Below are 22513 nucleotides of genomic sequence, written 5' to 3' on the forward strand. Positions count from 1 at the left end.
ACACTACAATGCTAAACAAAGAAAGAAACAAAAAAACAAAAAAACAAACAAACAAACAAACAAACAAACAAACAAACAAACAACAGGCTATAACAGCCTTTATAATACTAGCTACACTAGAGACCACACAGAAAAACCTAAGACCTCACCACGACAAATAATACCTCATCTTGGGCCACCCTTAGCAACCACCTATACAAACAGAGTGAGATTATTCAACCTATTTGCTTACATTTACGCTATGAAAGTCTCGACGACGCAGCTTAACCTTGTTGTCTTCAATCAATAGAGGTCTAGAATCATACCCCCCACCTTTTTCATCTATTACGGCAATAGTCTGAAATATCACATCCCAACGATTAACAGCAGCATCACCACGCTGACGAGGACTTTCCATTGACTCCTTCTCTTCAGTTAAACGTAATTTATCAATCTTTCTGGCTAAGTTTTCATTTCTATTTCTAACTTGCTCAATCCGCTTTCTATATTCGCTCAACCTCTTCTGGCCTAACTGAACAACCCGCATTGATGTCTCAACACTAACCTTTTCTTCTTCCAGAGAGTCTTGTAGCCTAATATTTTCTAGGTTTTTTCGCTCAATCACATCTTTTAAAATGCTTATTTCCCCATGTAACTCTGCACTCGTGATTTTCTCCATCTGCCAAAGAACAGTGACAGAGAACGACAACATAGCTCCAACCACCAAAACTATCAGTGTAACATTCATCAACCACCTCATATTTAAAGATATGAATACTAGAAACCACCAGAATAACTTTAATGTGAGCCAAAAAAGGCCTCCCACTAAAAAACCTAGCACCAGGATATAAAACGCCGTAAACCTGATAAAAACGGCAAAGGAATAATGAGAATTAACACACAGTAAACACTAACCACATCTCATCACTCAAAATCACCAAAGAGGTTTGTTTTAAAAGCAACAAGAGTCTTCGTTTAGTCAAGCACTCACCTTATAATCTTTACATAGATACCTACTGCAACGCAGGTAATATAGACTTAACCTTATTTTTATACTGACGCGGAGTCATACCTTCTTGCTGCTTAAAAGCTTTTTCAAAGTAACTTAAGTCACCGAAGCCAACCTCGTAAGAAACTGACGTTATCTTTTCACTTGGCCTTGCAACAAACACGCTTTTAGCATGCCCAAGCCTCAGCTCGATAAGAACTTTCTTAAAACTTTTATTTAAATGAACTTTAAAAAGATACGAAAGATGAGAAGGGCTAACACAAGCATTATTCGCCAAGCCTTGCAGAGTTATTCTTTCCCTATAATTATTAGCGATGTAGATCAATGACTTTTGAAGAGCTAAATGTAAGTAGTTCAGCCTTGTAAATTTCTTGCTCTTTAGATCATCAATTAGATTCTGAGCCAGAAAGCTATGCCCTAAATGAGGCGGTGCAGTCATCAACAGCTCAGGACTGTGCTTGGCAATATCTTCCTTGCCTATGACATCATTTTTAGCTAATGTCACCAAGCGTATGACGACTCTATTGAGCTCAGAATAATTGCCTGGCCAGCTATAAGAGTAAATTACATGTTTTGCATCCTCAGAGAAACTCTGGCTTGGGAATATCTGATACTCCATTAATAATGCCTGTAAAATATACGGTATATCTTCCTTCCTTTCTCTTAACGAAGGGACCTCAACCTCTAGGAAGTTAAATGATGAGAAAAGGAATTGAGAGAACTCTGCTCTTCTAACCTCACCCTTTAAATCCTTAGTTGATGATACAATCAGCCTAACGTTCACGCTGTTAGCAGACACCTGGTTATCAGGCTGAAGACTACTAACACAAAGAAAATCAACTAATATATTTTGCTGATCTCTATCTAAGAAGTCTATTTCGCTGAGAAATAACGTACCTCCCTTCGACATCTCTGCATATCTGTATAGTTTTTCATGGAAATTATTTTCACCAACAGCAGAACAGTTTAGCTCTATAAATGCCTCTTCTTTTCTATCACTGTTGTAATGAATAGCACTTGCTATTGACAGCTTTTCACAGCCAGATTCTCCTTTGATAACCACCGGACAATCTATACAGGAAGCACGCTCTATAAACCGCTCCAGACTAAGTACATGCTCACTAAGCCCTACTAATTCTTGCCCCTTACCCAGGCAGTGCTTTGATATGGTATTGGTAAGATGACGGTTAATTAGTAACGCTAGCTTATTTTTGGTGTCCGGAATATATTCCTGCCCTTGATCAGTATCTATATCTAATGTTGGTATATTCAACAAGCCAATTTCTTTCCTTTGATAGTAAATAGGGAAAGAGGAGTAACCATCGTACTCACACTCTTTATCATCAAACAGCGTCAAGCCTATGTTTGACATACCCAATTCATCTTTATCCTTACTATGAATCAGTATCGTGGAGTTACTTAAGTTAGATTCAGCTATGATTGAGCTGAGAATTGACTCCAAATTATTTTGACTTACTCTTTCCAAGATATCAAAAACTGCAGGTAATCCCATTTCTCTTCCTCAACGGCACTTATTATTAATAACAAAGCTAAAACAATCACAACAAACCTAAAAACATTACATCAAGTAAATATTTACAGACTTATATTTTTAACTAAGATTATTTTGCTTAATAGGCAAACTAAGTTATTAGATAATTTGATTTTATAATCGGCATAATATGCGGATTAATGACGCAAATCGACGATCGGATTAAAACAAGCATACTCTTAATTTTAAATACTACCCAGCACAAAAAAGAAAGACGATAAACATATGTCGCTGATTTAAAACATAATTACAAAGATCTTCGCCATCAATAAAAATATAAGAGTATCTCATTCCTAAGAAACAAGTCATTTAAAATAAATGTTTAGTAACACGATGAAAATCTATTTCTCAACAAACCTTCATTAACAAACAACAACCTTAAGATCATTACTAAACAGCAACATCATCTTTTTAGCCTAACAAAGTGATAACAGATTATCTGAACATTTATTCTATCTCCTTAGACAGACACACCCTTGGTACAGCGCGAAAGGGCTACAATAGGCTTTATTTACTCAACACTTACGAAATAGTGAGTAGAAGTTTAAAGTCTTCGTAACTGCCATGACATTGCATCACGCCAAGCTACGCCACTAAAATACTAGCGCACTTATAAGCACATTCGCAATTATCTCTATATCCTTGTAATATCTTTATAATATTTCTTATTGGCATTTAAAGTAGACTTTCTACAGCCTCAACCATCTTCTCTAGCCCCTCTGAAACATCAGCGATGCCGGCATCATACATATAGGCGGGAGTTGTTACGAGTTTATTAATTACGTCAACATGAATTTCATTTACAGCACAATGCATATGCCTGCCTCCCATCAACTCAATTACTCGTGCAGTATCTTTATCGCAACCAATCGTACACTCAACATCCATCCCGAAGATGCGAACCGACAGCGCCGGGGAAATACACGCAAGACCAATGGGCTTTCTTGCTGCTTTAAATGCCTGTGCAAAGGCTAAAAAGTCTGGGTTAAGTTGACACTCTTCTCCACTTAACGCTAAATCACTTAGGTTTTTCGCGACACCATAGCCACCCGGAACAATCAAAGCGTCAAACTCAGCCGCCTTCGCATCAGCCAAGTCCATAATATCCCCCCTGACAATACGAGCCGATTCAACTAATACATTCCTCCTTTCGTTACCGGCAGGCTCTCCAGTTAAGTGATTGACTACATGCCATTGCTCTATATTCGGAGCAAAACACTGATAGTCAATTCCTCTCTTATCCAGATGTAGCAGTGTCAACACTGCCTCTTGCACCTCAGCTCCATCCATGTAGCCGCAACCAGAAAGCACTACCGCAAATTTTGTCATATTCAATCCCCCTATTATTAACGTTAATTTATCTCTAAATTAGCACAACAGGGGCATGACTTACGTTAATTTATTTTCAGGCTGCTTATTTAAAATTAAGCTTCTCGCTGATCATCAAGCTCAAGCAACAATGATTGTAAGCGTTCACTATATTCCCCAGGTTCTTGCCACATCCCCCGTTGACACGCCTCTAACAAGCGCTCCGCCATTTCCTCCAAAGCATGCGGGTTATTCTTCTGCATAAAGTCACGATTCTTATTGTCAAACAGCAAGCTATCAGTAACCATCCGATACTGGTAATCTTTTATTAAGTTGGTAGTAGCATCATAGGCAAACATATAGTCAACACTAGCTGACATCTCAAACGCACCTTTATAGCCATGTTCACGCATTCCCTCAATCCACTTAGGGTTTAATAAGCGAGAACGAATCACACGATTAAGCTCCTCTTGCAAGGTACGCACCTTAGGCATCGTGGGGTTAGAGTGATCACCATGATAAATGACGGGCTCACGCTCTGACAGCACCGCCACTGCGTTAGTCATGCCTCCTTGGAACTGATAATAGTCATCAGAATCTAGCAGGTCATGTTCACGATTGTCTTGATTTTGCACCACCACCTGTAACTGCCCTAAGCGTTGCGCAAAAGCATCCTTCGCTTCTATTCCGTCAGCCTTGCCATCAATACCTGTACCGTAGGCGTACCCTCCCCAGTTTAAGTACGCTTCAGCTAAATCCCCACGATCGCTCCAGCAACGCTCATCAATGAGTCCTTGCAGTCCGGCACCGTAAGCCCCTGGCTTACTGCCAAAGACACGATAACGTGATTCAGAAAATGCACGCTGTTCGCTTAACCCTTGCTCTATAAGCATCGTTTGACGGCTTTCAATATTCTCCCTAATAGGGTTACTCGCCGCGTTTTCATTCATCTTTGCAATTGCCTCTACTGCGGCATTAAACAAGCGCATAACATTAGCAAAGGCATCACGGAAAAAGCCAGATACCCGTAGAGTTACATCGATACGTGGACGACCAAGCAACATTGCCGGGATCACCTCAATGTCGATCACCCGCTGTGAACCTGCCGCCCATACTGGCCTCACCCCCATCAGAGCAAACGCTTGGGCAATATCATCGCCACCTGTACGCATTGTCGCAGTTCCCCATACCGATAAGCCAAGATCGCGCGGATAATCACCCTGCTCCTGTAGGTGACGCTCAATTAACGCATCCGCTGAAGCTTGCCCTATAGCCCAAGCAGCCTGTGACGGAATACTACGATTATCGACCGAATAGAAGTTGCGGCCTGTCGGTAACGTATCTAGACGGCCTCGCGTTGGCGCACCACTTGGACCTGGCTCAACAAAATCACCTTGCAACCCCTTTATTAAGGCGCCTATTTCATTCTGGGCGCTCTCATGCAAAGATTTTAACAGCACTGCTTGGGCGTGTTCACAAAGTCGCCTGCTCGAAATTAACACCGCATCCCACAAAGGATCGGCATCTTCAACCTGTAGTACCCAGCTAGCAACCAAACGCTGTGCAAGCAACTCTAAACGTTCACGGGTATCAGATTGCGTCCGCCATAAACTATCATCAATAGCACATAAAATAGTTGGTCGAACACCCAACCAAGGTTCGGTATTTGCAGCTAAAGGATTAAAGTTCTCGCCGTCAACCGTCAAGGCTAAGTCTTCAGCAATAACATGTAAAATGCCTCGTTCTGCTACCGCCAAACCTCTTGGTAGGCGCAATAACGCAACAACCGTGTTTAGTAACTTCTCCTCATAAGGAAGACGCCCTAAAACATGTAAACCATGACGAATTTGCGCCTCTTTAATCTCACATAGATAGGTATCAAGGCTGTTAAATACTTGCTCGTCGTCTGCTGTATTGCTAACTGACAGCTCCCCCAGCAGATTCGCTTGCTTCACCTCTGCTAATATTTTTTCCCTCAGCCACGTCTCACGACGACTATCCATACCCATCGCCTGGTAATACTCATCGACTAACGCTTCTAGTGCTGCCAGGTCTCCATAACTCTCCGCTCTCGTCATCGGAGGCATCAGATGATCAATGATCACTGCCTGAGTACGGCGCTTTGCCTGAGCCCCCTCCCCTGGATCATTAACAATAAAAGGATAAAAATGTGGCATCGGCCCCAATATAACGTCAGGCCAACACTCGTTCGATAACGCCGTTCCCTTACCTGGCAACCACTCTAGGTTTCCATGCTTACCCACATGAATAATCGCCTGTACCTTATAGTGGTGGCGCAACCAAAAGTAACAAGCTAAGTAGCTATGGGGCGGTACAAGATCCGGGTCGTGATAGTTAGCGCTGAGATCTAGGTTAAAACCGCGTGCAGGCTGAATGCCTACAAACGTCTCACCTAGACGAATACCGGCAATCATTAAGCGACCGTTTCGGCATTTAGGGTCATTCTCTGGCGGCCCCCAACGGTCCCACAAACTCCTCTGTAATATTTCTGGCAGGCAAGCAAAATGATTAAGGTACTCTTCAATTGCGATACTTTGCCAGCACGGTAAAGTATGTAGCGTATTTGGATTGTTAGTCACGCTCTCTAACAATGCTTCGATCAGTGCATTACCGTCTTGCGGTAACTCTGCCAATGGATATCCCGCAGCCGACATTGCCTCGAGAATATTAAGTGTCGATGCCGGTGTATCCAGCCCCACGCCATTACCAATTCGACCATCCTTAGTGGGATAATTTGCCAGCATCAACGCTATTCGCTTATCAGCATTTTTCGTCGAAGATAGTGCGCAGTAGCGACGGGCTAGCTCTGCAACGAAGTCACCACGCTCTCGATGCAGGCTGTAACGCACAATACTGATCTGGCAGCGCTCATTATAATGACTGGCCGCTTTAAAACTAATCGCCCGACTAATAATACGCCCATCCATTTCTGGCAACACCACTTGCATCGCCACATCCCGGCTACGTAATCCCTGGCTATGCTTTTGCCAATCATCCTCTGTGGAAGAGGCGAGAATCACCTGTAGCACCGGTAGCGGACGCTCAAAGGGTGACGAGAAAGCTGTCGGGCTACTGCTGAGTCCTGGGCTATCAACACGATTACTCGCAAACCCTGTTGTGTTGATAATCAGTTTTGCATCGATCTGTTCCACTAGCGTATTAATCAGAGTCATCGACTCATCATCTTTCAGCGAAGCAATCGCAATAGGCAAAACATTCTGCTGCTGTTGCTCTAGGCTTTGTATCAGCTCATCAAACATGGCCGTATTAGCACTTTGTAGGTGACTGCGATAAAACAGCAGAATCACATGCGGCCAGCACTCATCACCGTACAAGCGCCAGTGCTGCTGCCACTCAACCAACGCTGCCTGCTGTGAACTTGTCTCTATCGCTGACATAAAAGCAGGCCGATAGAGCAAGCAACGCGGGATCGTTCGCGGCTCTTGACAGCTTAGCGTTACACCAGGTAATCGGCAGGCTAAACTTTTCAATAACTGCTGCGCATTTGTGACGCCACCTTGACGCAGGTATTGCCAACAGCGCCGCCACATAGGTTCATCGACGCTGCTGAGTGCTTGCAGCTCAGGGTCAAAGGTATCATCACCTGGAACCACGACCAAGCTTCGCCCTGGCTTTTCCTGTTGCCACTGCACCAACCTTTCAACACCGTAACGCCAGTAACTCGCCCCACCTAACAGTGACACCAAAACAACCGACGCGTGATCTAACACTTGTGATTGGTAGTAATCGAATGCCGCTGGCTTGAGCAACTGCATCCAATTTGCGAGCCTTAGGCTGGGCAGCTGCTCAGCCAAACCATCTGCAGCGACAGCCAGCGACGCTAATGCACTATCGGCTGCGGAAAGCACCACCAATGAAGCCGGCGTCTGTTGCAGGTCGATAATCCCTTCGTCATCGACAAAACCTCCAGGCTGCGCCGCCAGTAAATGCATTAAGCGCTCACCAGCTGAATCTCTGCCCCCATAAGCGCCTGTTTAATCTTTTCCTCTTCAATCCCTTTACCGATAAAGACAAGTTGGCTACGGCGCTGCTCTGTAGGTAACCACAAGCGATCGAAGTGTACGTCTAGACGCTCCCCTACCGCCTGTAACACTTGACGCATAGGCTTATTAGGTAATGCAGCGAAGCCCTTAGCACGAAAAATATTATGCTCGCTCAATAGCGAACGTAGAATCGCTTGTAGCTTATCACTGTCAACCTCTCCAAGACTAATCACAAAGGAGTCAAAGTGATCGTGCGCATGCTCATGATGCTCGCCATGGTCATGATGATGATCATGGTGCGTATGTACCGAATCGATACGCTGCTCTGCAGCAGCCTCAACACCGATGAGTGCATCCAACGAAGCTTCACCATGACTGACATAACAGGTCTTCACAGACGCGGGTAGGCGTGCCTGTGCTACCGCCTGAACACGCTGCCTTTGCTCATCGCTTAGTAGATCGTTTTTACTGATCACCACCAAATCTGCTGCGCTCAGCTGATCATCGAGTAACTCTTGCAATGATGGGTCATGATCCAAGCTTTCATCAGCCAAACGCTGAGCTTGCACCTTATCAGCATCGCTGGCAAAGCGACCAGCGGCAACGGCTGGGCCATCAATCACCGTAATAACCGCATCGACAGTACAATGCTGCTTAATATCCGGCCAATTAAAGGCTTGCACTAACGGTTTAGGTAATGCCAAGCCACTGGTCTCGATAAGGATATGGTCAATATCATCACGACGCGCTACCAGCTGCTCCATCACAGGCAAAAACTCTTCTTCAACAGTACAGCAGATACAGCCATTGGCTAACTCATAAATGCCATCTTCCCCTGCCACCACAGCTCCCTGCTCATCATCACACTCCAAAGGGCACGAACGTAACAGGTCTGCATCGATATCAAGCTCACCAAACTCATTGACGATAACCGCAATACGTTTACCTGCGGCTTGTTTTAAGATGTTTGATAGCAGAGTAGTTTTACCACTACCGAGAAAGCCAGTAACAATTGTTGCGGGTATTTTATTCAGCTGCATGGTGATATTCCTTTAATTGAGTTCGTTTAACTTTCTAAAACCTGTCGCTTCACTGTACGTGGCGTTGCGGGCTTAACCTTTGGGCGATAGACATGCGCCTTTGCTTCATCATATAGGTAGGAATCACGGAACTCATCGGCATCTAACACTCGACCAACCAGTATCAACGAGGTGCGAGTAAACTTCTTTGCACGCACTTTCTCGACAATGTCAGCGAGCGTTCCTGTCACTTTATCCTGGTCGGGCCAACTCGTGCGATAACACACCGCTACTGGGCAGCCTTCGCCATAATGTGGGATCAACTCTTCGATCACCTTATGTATTCGAGTCACACCAAGGTGAATCGCAAGCGTTGCGCCAGACGCCGCCAATGCCGGTAGACGCTCACGCTCAGGGAACGGTGTCTTTCCTTCATAACGTGTCATGATGATTGTCTGCGACACCCCGGACAGCGTTAACTCTTTCCCCAGCCACGCCGCCGAAGCCGATGTCGCCGTTACACCTGGAATAATTTCAAAATCAATACCTAACGCCTCCAACCTTCTAATCTGCTCACCTATTGCACCATAAACAGAGGGGTCTCCAGAGTGCACACGAGCAACATCCAAACCCTTATCTCTAGCATCGACAATATGTGCAATAATTTGCTCTAAATCTAACGATGCCGTATCAGTAATCTCAGCACGATCTTCCACCGATGCTAAAATTTCTCTCGGCACCAGTGAGCCCGCATACAAGACGACAGGGCAGCTCTGCAACAATCGCAACCCTTTTACCGTAATCAATTCCGGGTCACCAGGTCCAGCACCGATAAAATAGACTTTCATATTTATTTCTCTAGTTTATTGTTATAAATCCCATCAAAAACTATAATTTTTTCTTATACCCACGTGGGGTATAAAGCCATTGTTCAGTACCATTAATAATATGCCGAGACTCACTATTACCAACACTCACCATGGTAAACATATCAACATCTTTGGCATCTAATTCTGCCAGCGTTGTAATGGTAATTGTCTCGTCTGGACGACTGAGCTGACGGCCAATCAACACCGGGGTCGAGGCTGGTCGATACTGCAGCAACACATCACGAGCTGCGTTTAATTGCCAATCTCGCTTTTTTGAAACCGGGTTATAGAACGAAATAACAAAATCACCACTACCTGCAGCATGAACTCGCTTCTCAATGGTCTCCCACGGCGTCAGCAGATCAGACAGCGATACGGTACAGAAATCATGCCCTAATAAGGCACCGACACGACTTGCTCCCGCCTGCATCGCCGACACACCTGGAACCACCTCAATTTCCACATCAAGCCATTCTGGGTGCCTCTCTTCGCCCTGTATCTGCCGATCTAGTAACTCAAAAACCAGTGTTGCCATCGCATAAATGCCAATATCACCGCTGGAAATAAGCGCCGTCGCCTTTCCTGCAGCAGCAAGATCGAGGGCTAATCGCGCCCTGCCTATCTCTTCACCCAGAGGTAGGTCGTGATGTTTCTTGCCATCACAGACTTCGCCTAGAATGTCGAGATAAAGGCCATAGGCTACGAGGTCAGTACTCGCTTTTATCGCTTTCAGCGCCGCTGGAGCCACTAAGTCTGCATGGCCTGGGCCCGTACCGACTACAAATAATTTCGTCATAATATTTCTCAGTTACCGCTTTCGTTATTCTTAGAAGCAGACTTAAGCCACTCAGGTTCTTGCCCCGATTGCTGCAGTGGGAAACTACGTGCTATTGCACAAGTTGCCTTACTCGTTTTCTGTTTAGTTAGAATTAACTCCGCACTATCACCCGTTAGCAAACCAGCGCCATAAAGAGCAGCGGACTCCGCAACGCCATAAACACCCACAGTCTTAAACACGTACTCAGAACGACTATTCAGCAGATGATCAACCGTCGTTAGTAAGCGTTTATTCCAAGTACGAAAAGGTATGTCGAGACTCTTTGCTAAAGCAATCAAACCGACTTCATCAGCCTTAATATCAATACTGGTTATTTCCGTCACTTGAGATAAACCAATACCGGCCAGGTCAAGACAGCGGTCGAGGTGTGCGCGCAGGTGATCTTGTGTGCATCCACGTTCACACCCCATCCCCACACTATACACAGGCGCCAAATAAGGCTTGGCAGTGGTCACGACTAACTGAGCCTTTAATAACGTTGCGACTTCACATGCCCATTGGTTGGCGCCGCCCTCGTGTCCACTCAACAAAGGAATAACAAAATGACCAGATTCGTCCAACACCAACACGGCAGGGTCGACTAATTTATTATCAATAACAGGTGCCAACGTTCGCACCGCAATGCCAGTCGCCATGATCAACAACAGACGATCACCTTCAGTGAAGGCTTCTCTTAACCGATCTGTAAAAGGCTTTGGCCGATACCATAGTGTGCTCCCATCAATATGATCAACTAAGTACTCCGCCAGCCTAAGCCCAGTCTCCGTTAGCGCGACGATACGAATCATAATTCTTCTCGCTCGCGGGTAATGATGAATAACGAAAAGTACGGCCCCGCCTCATCCGTTAGCTCCTCAACCGACGAGCACAGCCACTGATTATCACGACCAATATACTCACCGTACCGAGCCTCATGCTTGCGCCCGGTCTTAGTTAGCAACGACAGAAGACGACGACGTGAGCGCCCCGCCTTCATAATAACAACGCTATCATGCTCTCGAAGTGCCTGTTCTATACGTGCATCGCTATGGCGACCACTAACGATAGCCAACGACTCCTGCTGTTCAATCAAAGGATGAGTAAAAGCAGCAGCCGAGGCATTTACGGAACTAATCCCCGGTACCACGCGACAGTTGAAGTCAATTTGTAAACGCTCGAGAAGATAGGCGAAGGAGCCAAAAAAGAGCGGGTCTCCCTCGCAGAGAAAGACAACAGTTTTTCCTCTCGACAAATAACCCGTAATCTCTTCCGCCGCCCGGTCATAGGCCTCATTAGCCGCTTGTCGGTCGTTGCTCATCGGCATCACAACGGCTAACTCTGGTACTTCCGCGGTAAGCTGCTTAATCGCTAAGCAGGCAATTTGCTTCGCCTGCGATTGGCCCTGCGTATTGCTCAAGTAAGCAATAACATCTGCTGCTAGTATTTCCCGTACTGCTTTCAACGTCAGAAGCTCTGGGTCTCCTGGGCCTACGCCGACACCAATAAAACAGCCTTTATTCATCAAGAGCCTCTACTTTGACTAATTTAAATAGTGTTACGGGTAGACTGGGTCGATACAACAGCTGACCAGCAAGCTCGCCTCCTTTACTGACAGCGAGTTGCAGCGTCTCACAACGTGCATCCACCATAGAGATAAACCTCAGCAATTGCTGTTTCGTCGTCTCAGTCACTGCACTCGCGACCAATACGCCACCTCTAGGCAGTCGCTGCCACTGGCGCTCAAGCAACGCAGGCAGCTCACCATCACTGCCCCCAATAAAGAGCTTGTTAACAGCTTCGAGGGACGGAAAAACATCTTCGTCAAGACAATCAGGAGCACGCCCAGCAATAATTTCTAGGTTATCGACGACGCCAAAACGCTGTCTGTTGGCCTCTAGACAAAGTAATCTCTCGCGATGGTGCTCAACGGCAATCACTTTACTATCGATGGCCCAGCGCGCGAGCTCAATCGAGACACCACCGCAACCGGCACCAATATCAAGAACAACATCACAGGGGGCTGGTGACAGCAAAGACAATATTGTTAGCCTCACCTCACGCTTACTGAGCAAGCCTCGCCCACTCTCTGCATCTGTAATAAAGTGCTCGTCAGCGATTCCTGGGAAACTCGGTAAAAACCCTGCATTAACACCGGTCTCAATCACACTGACATGCAGCAGGTTAAACGATAATTTTTCAGTAGGCGTGGTCAATAGCTGATCGATAGTAAAGCGGCGAACCCGCTCCTGCTCATAGCCAAGCTGTTCGCAGACGGTGATATTTGCTTGTTCAAAGCCTAGCTCACGACACTCGTGCGCTAAAGCGACAGGGTTAGACTTGGTATCAGTAAGAATGATTAACGTCTGCTGCGCCACCAGGTGTCGCCGAAGCAGCGCTAAAGGACGCCCGTGTAAGCTGACAACTTTTGCATCTTGTAGCGACAAAGCTAAGCGATGACAACTTGCTTGAATACTGGATATCGCCGGATGGAAGCAAAGACTAACATCATCACCTTTCTCGAGTGAGAACTGTCGCCCTAGCCAGCGACCGATGCCGTAGTAGAGTGGGTCTCCTGAGGCCAGTATCGCTATACGATCAATCCCGCGCTCCCTGTAAGCGTCAATACAAGAGCGCAGTACCATCAAAGGAGGTAGCTCAACTGCCGAGTCGTGCCTTATAAAGTCAACAACGGTTTCCAATTGTCTACTCGAACCTAAGACATAACTTGCAGACGACAGCGCGTCTCGGGCAGCACCATCTAACACAGCATGTGCGGAGACCCCCAAACCTACTACGTCGATTCTTAGCGTCATCTCAGTACCACTCACCATGATTACAACGTAGCAAGGCATTACAGCTTGCAGCTGAGACAGCACTCCCTCCCTGGCGCCCCAGCAGTGTAATACACTCAACGCCGAGCTGACGGTGCACATCCCACAGAGCCTGCTTCGACTCGGCCGCTCCGACAAAGCCAACCGGCATACCAATAATCAGTGCCGGCTTATCCGCTCCCTGAGCAATCATTTCTAACAAACGAAACAATGCTGTGGGTGCATTGCCAATCACCACGACACTCTCTGACAAGTGCTCACGCCACAACTCTAGCGCTGCCATTGAGCGAGTCTCAGCGTGTTGCTTCGCTAAACGTGCCACTACTGGATCGTTGAGAAAGCACAGCGGGGGGAGCTCGATCATTCGTTTAGTGATGCCTTGCTTGACCATCTCAACATCACAAAGAATAGGTTTTCCCGCAGCCAACGCCTTCATACCGCTATTACAGGCATCTTCGCTAAAGCGTACCTCACTCGCCACCTCAGGTATGCCTACACTGTGTACGATACGCATAACCACCTGCTGCTGAGCGGGACTAAGATCACCGAGATCCGTTAACAAGCGGATCTGCCGAAAACTCTCCTTCTCAATCTTCTGTGGATCAACCTGATAATCGAACATCACCATGACCTCATGATTTCGTGAAACACTTAAACTCAGCTACGACTTTTTTTACCGTCATAACTAACTTTCGCTCGTCTCAGCGACGTCATGGTGATGATGATGCCCATGATGATGGTGGTGACCGTGATCAGCATCTGTACCGATACCCTGTACATGATGATGGTGGCTTTCTTGTACCGCCCCCACTTTGTGCTCGGCCCCCACTATCTGCACGCGATATTGGCACAGTTGGCAATTCATATTTGGATTACCAACCTCTATCTCTTCGAGTTTATCGACAAAGGTATCGATAACCTTCTCGTGATCATTCAGGTATGACGCATTAACGACTGTGACATCAGGATGGGCTGTGGCGTAATCATCGGCCCACGCATAAATTTTCTTCACCAAACGGCCAGTGAAAAGAAAATAAGGAAAAATAATCACCTGTTTAAAACCGAGACCGTGGGCACGCTCTAAACAGTCAGGCACCAGTGGCGTAGTAACGCCGCTATAGCAGGTTGTCGCCCAGCCAAACCCCATACCCTCTTCAAGAAAGCGTGTAATCTTACAGATATTCGAATTGGCATCAGCGTCCGAGGCACCCCGCCCAACGACCACTAGCAATGTCTCTTTTCTCGAGTAGTCACCATCAATTTTGGCGGCCAACTCAAGCTCCGACTCTACTATTCGCGCCTCAGCCGCCTGCAACATCTTCGCATCCACGCCCAACTCTGCACCGTATTCAATCTTTACATCGTACTGCGCCGCCAAGGCATTGAGCTCACTTGGAATATCATTTTTCGCGTGGCCACCGGCCATTAACATGCCTGGAATAGCCAAGATATGCTTAGCACCTTGTTCAATCAGCTTTTCCAAGCCTGTCGCAATAATAGGCTTAACAAACTCTAGAAAACCGGTCTCAACCAAACGGTCAGGAAAACGTGCACGAAAGTGGTCAGCCAACTGATAAAACTCATTGACCGCATCCACGTCGCGCGAACCATGCCCCACAAATAAGATCGCTGGCTTTTCCTCACTGGTGACACAAGTTATTACTGACTCTGCTTCGACTGACATTATTTTACCTATTGCTTTTTTATGAATACATAAAGACGCTTATCTCACGCCTTAAATTTTTTAATTTTATGACGCCATTCTTTCTAAAAACTCAACACAACCATCAACCTCACCAAAGGTTTTACCGACAACAATCGGTGAAGGCCTTGCTAACATATACACTGGAATATTCAGGCTGCGCGCCGCGACTAGCTTAGCCCGTGTAAACTCGCCGCCGCTATTTTTGCTGACAACAAGACTGATTCTCTCTTGCCTTAACAGCTGCATCTCGTCACTAAGCGTGAACGGCCCTATGGCTTTTACCCAACGTAAAGACTTTGCTAGTCGATGTTGGGGCAAGACCGCAGTACGCAGCAGCTGTGACTGCCCGGCTTTATTATTTTCAATAGCCTCGCGCATTATGTTAGGCAGTTGCCCGCTACTAAAAAACACCCGGGCATCAACAGGTATCTGATCTTGTAGCGACGACCAATCTGGAAATTCATACCAAAGATCTCCCTCACCCGGGTGCCAAGGTGCTCTTAGAAATTGCACGTAAGGTATTTTCAACGCATCACAACTCTGGCTGGCAGCCTGCGTTATGTTGTTTGCATAAGGGTGTGTTGCATCCAGCACAACATCGATCGCCTGCAGCTTTAAATAACTTGATAAGCCACCCCGGCAACTAAAACCACCGCTGATCACCTGACACGGCAACGATGGCTGCCGCACAAGACCGGCCACACTGTAAATCACTGTTACATTGGACGACGTCAAGCGCATCGCCATCCTGCGTGCCTCTGTAGTCCCCCCTAATAACAGTAACCTCATGCTGCCCCCTCACTACAACCAATGATGTCGCCACGACGATTAATCGCAAACACCTCTACCAGCACTCTCAATGGCACAATTTTCTGTGCAACCTGCTGCGCCTGTCGACACACCGGGCGAACGATATCAACCTCCTCCTTATCGCAAAGCGCCAACACCTCAACGGTTGTATTAGCGCTAACAATTTTCTCCTGCAAGTAAGCAGAGGCCCCTTCAGCAGCCGCAATGACACGAAGCTGTTCAAAATCGATCGAAGAGGCACGGCTGTTCAAATCCAGCTTCCCATTGGCCAACTTGGTTAACTTACCAAAACCACCACAGAGAGTTAGGCGTGGGATAGGTACCCTCTTCATATGTTTCAAAACCGCACCAACAAAATCCCCCATTTCAATTAAGGCCATGTCACCCAAGCCGTAGAAACCGCGTATAGCAGCCTCACTACTACTGCCTGTCGTTGCTGCAACATGAGAAATACCATTGGCGTTTGCGACATCGATGCCCTGCATAATTGAGGCAATGTAAGCAGAGCATGAAAAAGGCCTAACCACACCTGTGGTCCCAAGAATCGATAGCCCTCCAACAATGCCAAGCCGTGGGTTCATTGTCTTCAACGCCAGCTGATCACCTCCCACCACACCAACAGCAACGACAAACCCGCCGCTGTAGCCATGACGTGCTGCAATCACCTGCAGATGCTCTCTCATCATCTGCCTTGGCACCGGGTTAATAGCAGGCTCTCCCACGGCAAGTAGCAAGCCTTCTCTCGTCACCGTACCAACCCCTTCTGCGGCGGTGAAAGCCACCCCTTTTTCACTGCGCAAACTCAGCGAAACAAAAACTTCTGCGCCATGAGTAACGTCTGGATCATCGCCCGCATCCTTGATTGTCGTCGTTGTTACCCGGCCTAAGTGTTGCTGCAATGTTGTTATATTTAACTCAACATCACGCCCACGCGGTAAGGTCACAGTCACCGTCGATTGCCGCTGTTCAGCAAGCAAAGCATTCGCCGCCGCGACACAGCAAGCTGTCGCACAACAACCGGTTGTCAGCCCGCTGCGAAGCGGACGTGGTTGCTCTGTACTCTCCGGCCACATGGAATTAAAGGGCCTGCGTCAGCCAATAGCCGCCAAATAACACCGAGAAGCTCGCAATTAAATAACGATTAACATTAAACAGACGAACATAATTTTTCTGCAGACGACGCTGAAGAAAGCCAAGGCCTGCACCAAAAAAACACATCGACAACATCACACCTAAAGAAAATACTAATAAATAGGCAGCCGCCAATACAAGATCACCTTGCGCGACTGCCGGTATTAGCGCCAACGCCGGCGCACTACCCGCCAGACCATGCAACACACCGACCATCAATGGCGCATGAGCCTTCTCTGTATCTTTTTCTGTGGTGTGATTTTCCTCATGCCAATGCGTGTGAACAACATCGCCGTGCTGGTGCTGGTGCAATTGAAGATTCTGTCGACGAAAGCGCCATAGTGATAATAGACCAATGAAAATCAGCACAAACCCCACAGAAGCCTCAGCAAATTTAATCAACACTTCTGGTAACGCAACACCAAAGGCAAATAACCCCATACCTGCCATGAGCAATACGCCGCCATGCCCTAGCGCCCAATTCATACTAAAGCGCAGTGTACGCCACAAGCTGGGCTTCTCATTACTCAACGCTGTCACGGCCATGACATGATCTGCATCTAAAGCATGTACCAATCCAAGGGTAAATCCTGCGCCTATCATCGCCGCACTAGTCGTTAACATTGATTACTCCGTTGCGCGCTATGGCGCTATCATTAGTTATTGTGATTTTACTGCTGAACAGTGCCGCAATGGCCTGCGGATTAGAAGCGAAAAATAAATGTAAATAACTCGCCGTTAGCCCCTTGCTACGATAAACCGCCTCGCCTGGAGCCGGGTGACGTTGGCGACGCCCATAACTCATCGGCGCCGGTGTATTTTCACTACGCGAGCGATGATGCGCATGGGCACGTACCTCGCCTTCAGGCAGTACCGCCGATTGCATCCCCTGGCAGCCACTACGCCCACGCATAGCGCCTACCCCCGACAACAAGCCCAGCATATTGAACTGATTCTGCTCTAAGTCGATTAATGTTTCGAGGCAATATAACAGCCCACCACACTCCGCCAATATCGGTTTAGACTCGTGATAAAACGCTTGTATCTGTGCTGTTAAATCATTGTTCGCCTGCAGCTTGTCTGCATGCAGTTCCGGATAACCACCAGGCAACCACAGCGCATCAGCGACAGGCAAAACGCTATCTCGTAGGGGAGAGAAAAAACTATATGTCGCGCCAAGGGCCGCCAACACTCTCAAGTTGGCCTCATAAATAAAGCTAAATGCTTCATCACGAGCGATGGCAATATGCTGCCCTGCCAACAGAGGCGGTACACTTGCCAGCGGCGCACTCACAAAGTCAACCGGGCGCGGCAGCTGCAACAAAGACTGCGTGTCACCTGATGCCTGTAAAGAGCTTGTTAGCCAGTCCGCTGCCGCCTCAAAACGTTGCTCAAGCTCATCTGCAACCTCCTCTGCTTGCACCAAGCCGAGGTGTCGCTCCGGTAAAGCAATCGATGGGTCACGTTTAAGTGTTGCTAACAGCGGTAGTGTTTCAGGTAGCGCGTCACGAATCAGCTGAGCATGACGCTCACTACCACAATTATTTGCGATTAAGCCCGCAATAACGCAATCATCGCGAAAGCTAGCAAGACCTGTCGCGACGGCAGCGGCTGTTTGTGCCATACCTTTGACATCCATAACGATGGCGATTGGGATGCCAAAACAAGCTGCTAAATCCGCGCTTGAGGGCTCACCGTCGAACATCCCCATAGCACCTTCAACTAGGATCAAGTCGGCAACCTCTGCCGCCTCAAATAGCTTTTGCCGACAGTAGGCCTCACCGGCCATCCATAGATCTAGCTGCTCTACCGGCTGCCTAGATGCCTGCGCCAAAATTTGCGGATCAAGATAATCAGGCCCTGTTTTGAACACCCTGACGAGCAAACCCTGGCGCGTAAAGTATCGCGCTAAACCCGCTGTAACCGTTGTTTTACCTTGGCCTGAAGCTGGTGCAGCAAGAAACAAGGCCGGACAACTTTGTATCTGATGCGCTCCCGTTAACTGGCTCAAAACTCTATCCCTGCTTGCGCTTTAACCCCTAAGCGAAAAGCATGGCGCTCATCTTGGATAACACTGATGGTGTCAGCAATATCTTGCAGCGGTAGCGCCATCGTCCTGCCCGTAATAATCACACTCTGGTCTCTGCTACGCAACTTTAAAGCTGCTACTACCGGCTCTACATCGAGGTAGTCATATTTAAACATGTAGCTCATTTCATCCAGCACAATGAGGTCGTAACTCTCATCTCTCAATAACTCTTCGGCCTTCGCCCAAGCCTGCTTCGCCGCTTCGATATCTCTTGTCTTATCTTGCGTCTCCCAGGTAAAGCCATGCCCCATCACGAACCAGTCAATCAGCGGGTGATCACGAAATAGCTTGTACTCGCCCGTCTCCATGCGGCCCTTACTAAACTGCACCACTGCGCACTTCTTGCCGTGCCCTACGCTTCTCGCCATAGTGCCGAAAGCCGAGCTACTTTTACCCTTGCCGCTCCCTTTCAACAAGATTAAAACGCCGCGCTGCTCTGTTGCCTGAGCAATTTTAGCATCAATAATCTTCTTGCGGCTTGCGGCTTTACGCTGGTGTTTATCGTCAATCATCTCTTTGCTCCAGTGATGTTTGCCAGACTCATGTAATCAGCCGCCAGCGCCTGCGCCAGAGACTCTGCTCGCCCTCGCTTCACGGGCGACTGCTCAATATCAACCACAACGCAATGAGCAGGGAGTGCCAAAGAAGAAAAGTCCTGCTGACTTCGCCCATCGGTAAATAAATAGCTCTGGCAGATTAGGCCCGGCTCTTTTTTTAACCATAGCGTTAATTGCGCAGCAGCCTGCTGCAACATCTTGCGCAACGGCGTACCGCCACCTGCTTCAATATTATCGATAAAATCACGGCATTTTTTTCGAGCTTTAGCGCGCCCGAGCAATGTCTCGACGCTCTCATTACCGAAACCAATTAAAGCAATCTGTTCTCGGCGTAGATAAGCCTTATCCATCACCGCTAGCGCAGCTTCTTTCGCAACAGCCAAACCCTGGCCTAATAATACGGAGGCAGAAGTATCAATTAATAAAAGGTGCAACTTAGACTGACCGCTACGCTGTGGTTTACATCGTAGTTTTGGTGGCCACCGCCCTGCACTCTTTCGTAAAGATCCTGGCCAGTCCACCCGTTTGCTTATAGCACGCCCCAATCTCTGACCACCAATAGAGGCGCCCTTTCCTCGCCCAACATAGTCAGCCACAGCAGCCGAGCTACGAGTGAAAGTATCATCGTTAATCCTAACTGGTACGCCTAGACTCACTTGTCGCTGCAAAGACATACTCCCCCACTCCCCACTTGCATCATCGCTCTCACCTTGTAGGTCACTACCATCAGGCTGACTCCCCGTAGACAGGCCTTGCTGTGGTGACTGTTGTAGAGATTGCTGTTGGGACTGCTGTTGGAGCCGCTCCTGAGGTCGCTCTTTCGGTTTGGAAAATGGAGGAGGGCTAGGGGGGCTGGGGGGCGTTATCACTTGACGACGATGACAAAGTACCAATTCCTCAACGGCCTCGATATCAACCAGCTCAACTAGACTTGATTTGCGCCATGCAGCATGTGCCATCGCCGCTCTACACCAAACAATATCAGCGCGTAGCCCATCGACCCCCGCTGCGATCGCTCGCTCGGCAATTTGTAAACGTAGAGCATCCGCACATTGCACATTGATAACCCGACTGCGAGCCTCGCTCAGACGCTCAGCCAACGAATACTGTTGATCGGCATAATGCGCAAGAAACTGCTGAGGATCACCATCAAAGCGCTCACGTAAACGGACAATTTCCACTCGTTGAGCCGGATCGTAGTCATTAGTTAATTCCACACATAAACCAAAACGGTCTTGTAATTGTGCTCGTAGTTCCCCCTCATCAGGGTTCATCGTACCAAGCAACATGAATTTTGCGGCATGCGAATGACTAATAGCGTCACGCTCGACCACATTGACGCCTGAGGCCGCAACATCCAGCAATAAATCAACCAATGGGTCCGCCAACAGGTTAACCTCGTCGACATAGAGCACCCCACCGTGCGCTTTAGCCAATAACCCCGGAGCAAACTTCACCTTTTTGTTATCTAGAACCTGCTGTAGATCGAGACTACCGACCAACATTTCCTCGCTAGCGCCCAGCGGCAGCGTCACAAAAGACGGTACTCGCTCATTCTGAGACGGCAAAATATCAGCGACAGCACGCGACAATGTTGACTTAGCCAGACCTCGTGGCCCACTAATTAAAACCCCACCAATAGCCGGCTCAATTGCAGCCAAAAGTAGGGCCAATTTAAATGGGGACTGCCCTACAACGGCTGAAAACGGGTAATCAGGCACGAGCTTCCAGTGCCACACTGGCTGATGCACTGACAATTCGCTTTACGGCCCAGGCCGCAGCTACACCAAGCACAAGCCAAAACACTAGGTTTGCCGCGCCACTAGCCCACAAGAATTCTTCATGCAAACTGTTGAGTGCAGCTAACGCAACAGGATCTGGGTGCGAGAACATCGGTGCATCAGCGTGCGGGGCTCCCAAGATAAAAGGCAGCGCCAGCAATAATGGCGCAATAAATTTACTAACAAACGGACCATAAAACAAAACAAGCAAAGCCATTGCACTGCACACAGTTGCCAACAGCCACCACGTTTGACGATTTTCTATCGCTGCCGCTTCTGCGCCTGGTATTTCTGGCGGAAGCCCCAAACCCGGGATAACAAACAAAGCAAGAAAGCCGCCCACCCCCCAAATCGCACCTTTGAGTAAATTAAGTTGAGCGACACCCTGTGCGCTTAACTGTGTCATCACGGCCATAAGGACGGCGGAAAAACCAACTCCAGCCAATACATTAGAGAGCAAGCTATAAAGAGTACGCTCGGTGCCATCTTCTGGCGCCCAAGCCTCTTCGTCATGATGATGACCTATAACAGCCTCACCGTGCTCATGCTCATGCTCATGTACAACAGCCGGCTCATCAGCCACCTCATAAGCTTCTGCAGCAAAAATAATAGGGGCAACACTGAGCTGCTGGACAATAGTTAAAACGAGACCCGCCAACAAACCTACCAAAATGGCATTAAAAATAATTCCACGAAATATCATGATATTTTTCCACTAGCAATCGCTCGCAAAACGCGAGACAAGAAATATTTAAAATTTTAAGCTCTCAACTAACAACGGCAAAAACCACCCGAAAAGGTGGTGAGCGCTATTGCAGAAAGTGACTTAATGGCAAGGAAAGGCCAAAGAGTGGCGCGTGTCATGCGCCGCATTATGGGCTGCATCCATGGGTGCAAAACCAACGGCAAACAATACTAGAATACCGAAAATAGCTGCACCGAAAGCTTGCGCTAGTGAAGAAGATTTTACTGAAGCAGCCGATTGCTGCTCAACAACATGTGAAGACATAGATATAGCCTCTGCACCCACC

The 22513-nt window shown here is 47.7% G+C and carries 20 protein-coding genes; all 20 read right to left on the reverse strand.

Features of this window, described 5'->3' with window-relative positions; translation table 11 throughout:
• Positions 1 to 220: 220 nt before the first annotated feature.
• A complete protein-coding gene (locus tag EDC56_RS01945; protein WP_148059280.1) occupies positions 221 to 727 on the reverse strand; it encodes a hypothetical protein in 507 nt (168 codons plus the stop codon).
• Between the two features lie 265 nt (positions 728 to 992).
• Positions 993 to 2501: an AraC family transcriptional regulator gene (locus EDC56_RS01950; protein WP_123710846.1), complete on the reverse strand. Its 1509-nt coding sequence runs from the start codon at positions 2499 to 2501 to the stop codon at positions 993 to 995.
• Positions 2502 to 3215: 714 nt separating this feature from the next.
• On the reverse strand, positions 3216 to 3869 hold the full coding sequence (elbB, locus tag EDC56_RS01955; RefSeq protein ID WP_123710847.1) for an isoprenoid biosynthesis glyoxalase ElbB: 654 nt from the start codon (positions 3867 to 3869) through the stop codon (positions 3216 to 3218).
• A gap of 95 nt (positions 3870 to 3964) precedes the next feature.
• Entirely contained in the window at positions 3965 to 7822 is a 3858-nt protein-coding gene (cobN, locus tag EDC56_RS01960; RefSeq protein WP_123710848.1) for a cobaltochelatase subunit CobN, read from the reverse strand.
• On the reverse strand, positions 7822 to 8913 hold the full coding sequence (cobW, locus tag EDC56_RS01965) for a cobalamin biosynthesis protein CobW (RefSeq protein ID WP_123710849.1): 1092 nt from the start codon (positions 8911 to 8913) through the stop codon (positions 7822 to 7824). Before cobW ends, cobN begins: the two co-directional genes overlap by 1 nt.
• A gap of 26 nt (positions 8914 to 8939) precedes the next feature.
• The gene (cobM, locus tag EDC56_RS01970) at positions 8940 to 9740 is read right to left on the reverse strand and encodes a precorrin-4 C(11)-methyltransferase (protein WP_123710850.1); all 801 of its coding nucleotides are present in this window, start codon (positions 9738 to 9740) and stop codon (positions 8940 to 8942) included.
• A 40-nt stretch (positions 9741 to 9780) separates the two neighbouring features.
• The gene (gene cobJ, locus EDC56_RS01975; RefSeq protein WP_123710851.1) at positions 9781 to 10557 is read right to left on the reverse strand and encodes a precorrin-3B C(17)-methyltransferase; all 777 of its coding nucleotides are present in this window, start codon (positions 10555 to 10557) and stop codon (positions 9781 to 9783) included.
• Positions 10558 to 10565: 8 nt separating this feature from the next.
• Positions 10566 to 11387, reverse strand: a complete 822-nt coding sequence (locus EDC56_RS01980) for a cobalt-precorrin 5A hydrolase (protein WP_123710852.1) — start codon at positions 11385 to 11387, stop codon at positions 10566 to 10568.
• Positions 11384 to 12100 carry a precorrin-2 C(20)-methyltransferase gene (cobI, locus tag EDC56_RS01985; RefSeq protein ID WP_123710853.1) on the reverse strand — a complete coding sequence of 239 codons (717 nt, stop codon included), beginning with the start codon at positions 12098 to 12100 and terminating at the stop codon, positions 11384 to 11386. The genes EDC56_RS01980 and cobI overlap by 4 nt, the downstream gene beginning before the upstream one ends.
• Complete coding sequence (cbiE, locus tag EDC56_RS01990) at positions 12093 to 13391, reverse strand: precorrin-6y C5,15-methyltransferase (decarboxylating) subunit CbiE (RefSeq protein WP_211333527.1); 1299 nt, start codon at positions 13389 to 13391, stop codon at positions 12093 to 12095. The genes cobI and cbiE overlap by 8 nt, the downstream gene beginning before the upstream one ends.
• Before the next feature lies 1 nt (position 13392).
• Positions 13393 to 14031: a precorrin-8X methylmutase gene (locus tag EDC56_RS01995; protein WP_123711731.1), complete on the reverse strand. Its 639-nt coding sequence runs from the start codon at positions 14029 to 14031 to the stop codon at positions 13393 to 13395.
• Positions 14032 to 14094: 63 nt separating this feature from the next.
• Entirely contained in the window at positions 14095 to 15093 is a 999-nt protein-coding gene (locus tag EDC56_RS02000; RefSeq protein WP_123710855.1) for a sirohydrochlorin chelatase, read from the reverse strand.
• 66 nt (positions 15094 to 15159) lie between these two features.
• On the reverse strand, positions 15160 to 15903 hold the full coding sequence (locus tag EDC56_RS02005) for a precorrin-6A/cobalt-precorrin-6A reductase (RefSeq protein ID WP_123710856.1): 744 nt from the start codon (positions 15901 to 15903) through the stop codon (positions 15160 to 15162).
• On the reverse strand, positions 15900 to 16997 hold the full coding sequence (locus tag EDC56_RS02010; RefSeq protein ID WP_123710857.1) for a cobalt-precorrin-5B (C(1))-methyltransferase: 1098 nt from the start codon (positions 16995 to 16997) through the stop codon (positions 15900 to 15902). Before EDC56_RS02010 ends, EDC56_RS02005 begins: the two co-directional genes overlap by 4 nt.
• A 4-nt stretch (positions 16998 to 17001) precedes the next feature.
• Positions 17002 to 17679: a HoxN/HupN/NixA family nickel/cobalt transporter gene (locus tag EDC56_RS02015; RefSeq protein WP_123710858.1), complete on the reverse strand. Its 678-nt coding sequence runs from the start codon at positions 17677 to 17679 to the stop codon at positions 17002 to 17004.
• Positions 17666 to 19066, reverse strand: a complete 1401-nt coding sequence (locus tag EDC56_RS02020; RefSeq protein ID WP_211333528.1) for a cobyrinic acid a,c-diamide synthase CobB — start codon at positions 19064 to 19066, stop codon at positions 17666 to 17668. The genes EDC56_RS02015 and EDC56_RS02020 overlap by 14 nt, the downstream gene beginning before the upstream one ends.
• A complete protein-coding gene (gene cobO, locus EDC56_RS02025) occupies positions 19063 to 19656 on the reverse strand; it encodes a cob(I)yrinic acid a,c-diamide adenosyltransferase (protein WP_123710859.1) in 594 nt (197 codons plus the stop codon). Before cobO ends, EDC56_RS02020 begins: the two co-directional genes overlap by 4 nt.
• Positions 19653 to 21452 carry an ATP-binding protein gene (locus EDC56_RS02030; protein ID WP_211333529.1) on the reverse strand — a complete coding sequence of 600 codons (1800 nt, stop codon included), beginning with the start codon at positions 21450 to 21452 and terminating at the stop codon, positions 19653 to 19655. The genes cobO and EDC56_RS02030 overlap by 4 nt, the downstream gene beginning before the upstream one ends.
• Positions 21415 to 22185: a CbtA family protein gene (locus EDC56_RS02035; protein ID WP_123710861.1), complete on the reverse strand. Its 771-nt coding sequence runs from the start codon at positions 22183 to 22185 to the stop codon at positions 21415 to 21417. Before EDC56_RS02035 ends, EDC56_RS02030 begins: the two co-directional genes overlap by 38 nt.
• 123 nt (positions 22186 to 22308) lie before the next feature.
• The gene (locus EDC56_RS02040; protein WP_123711733.1) at positions 22309 to 22491 is read right to left on the reverse strand and encodes a CbtB domain-containing protein; all 183 of its coding nucleotides are present in this window, start codon (positions 22489 to 22491) and stop codon (positions 22309 to 22311) included.
• Positions 22492 to 22513: the final 22 nt, after the last annotated feature.

The sequence above is a fragment of the Sinobacterium caligoides genome (genome assembly GCF_003752585.1).
Taxonomy (GTDB): Bacteria; Pseudomonadota; Gammaproteobacteria; order Pseudomonadales; family Sinobacteriaceae; genus Sinobacterium; species Sinobacterium caligoides.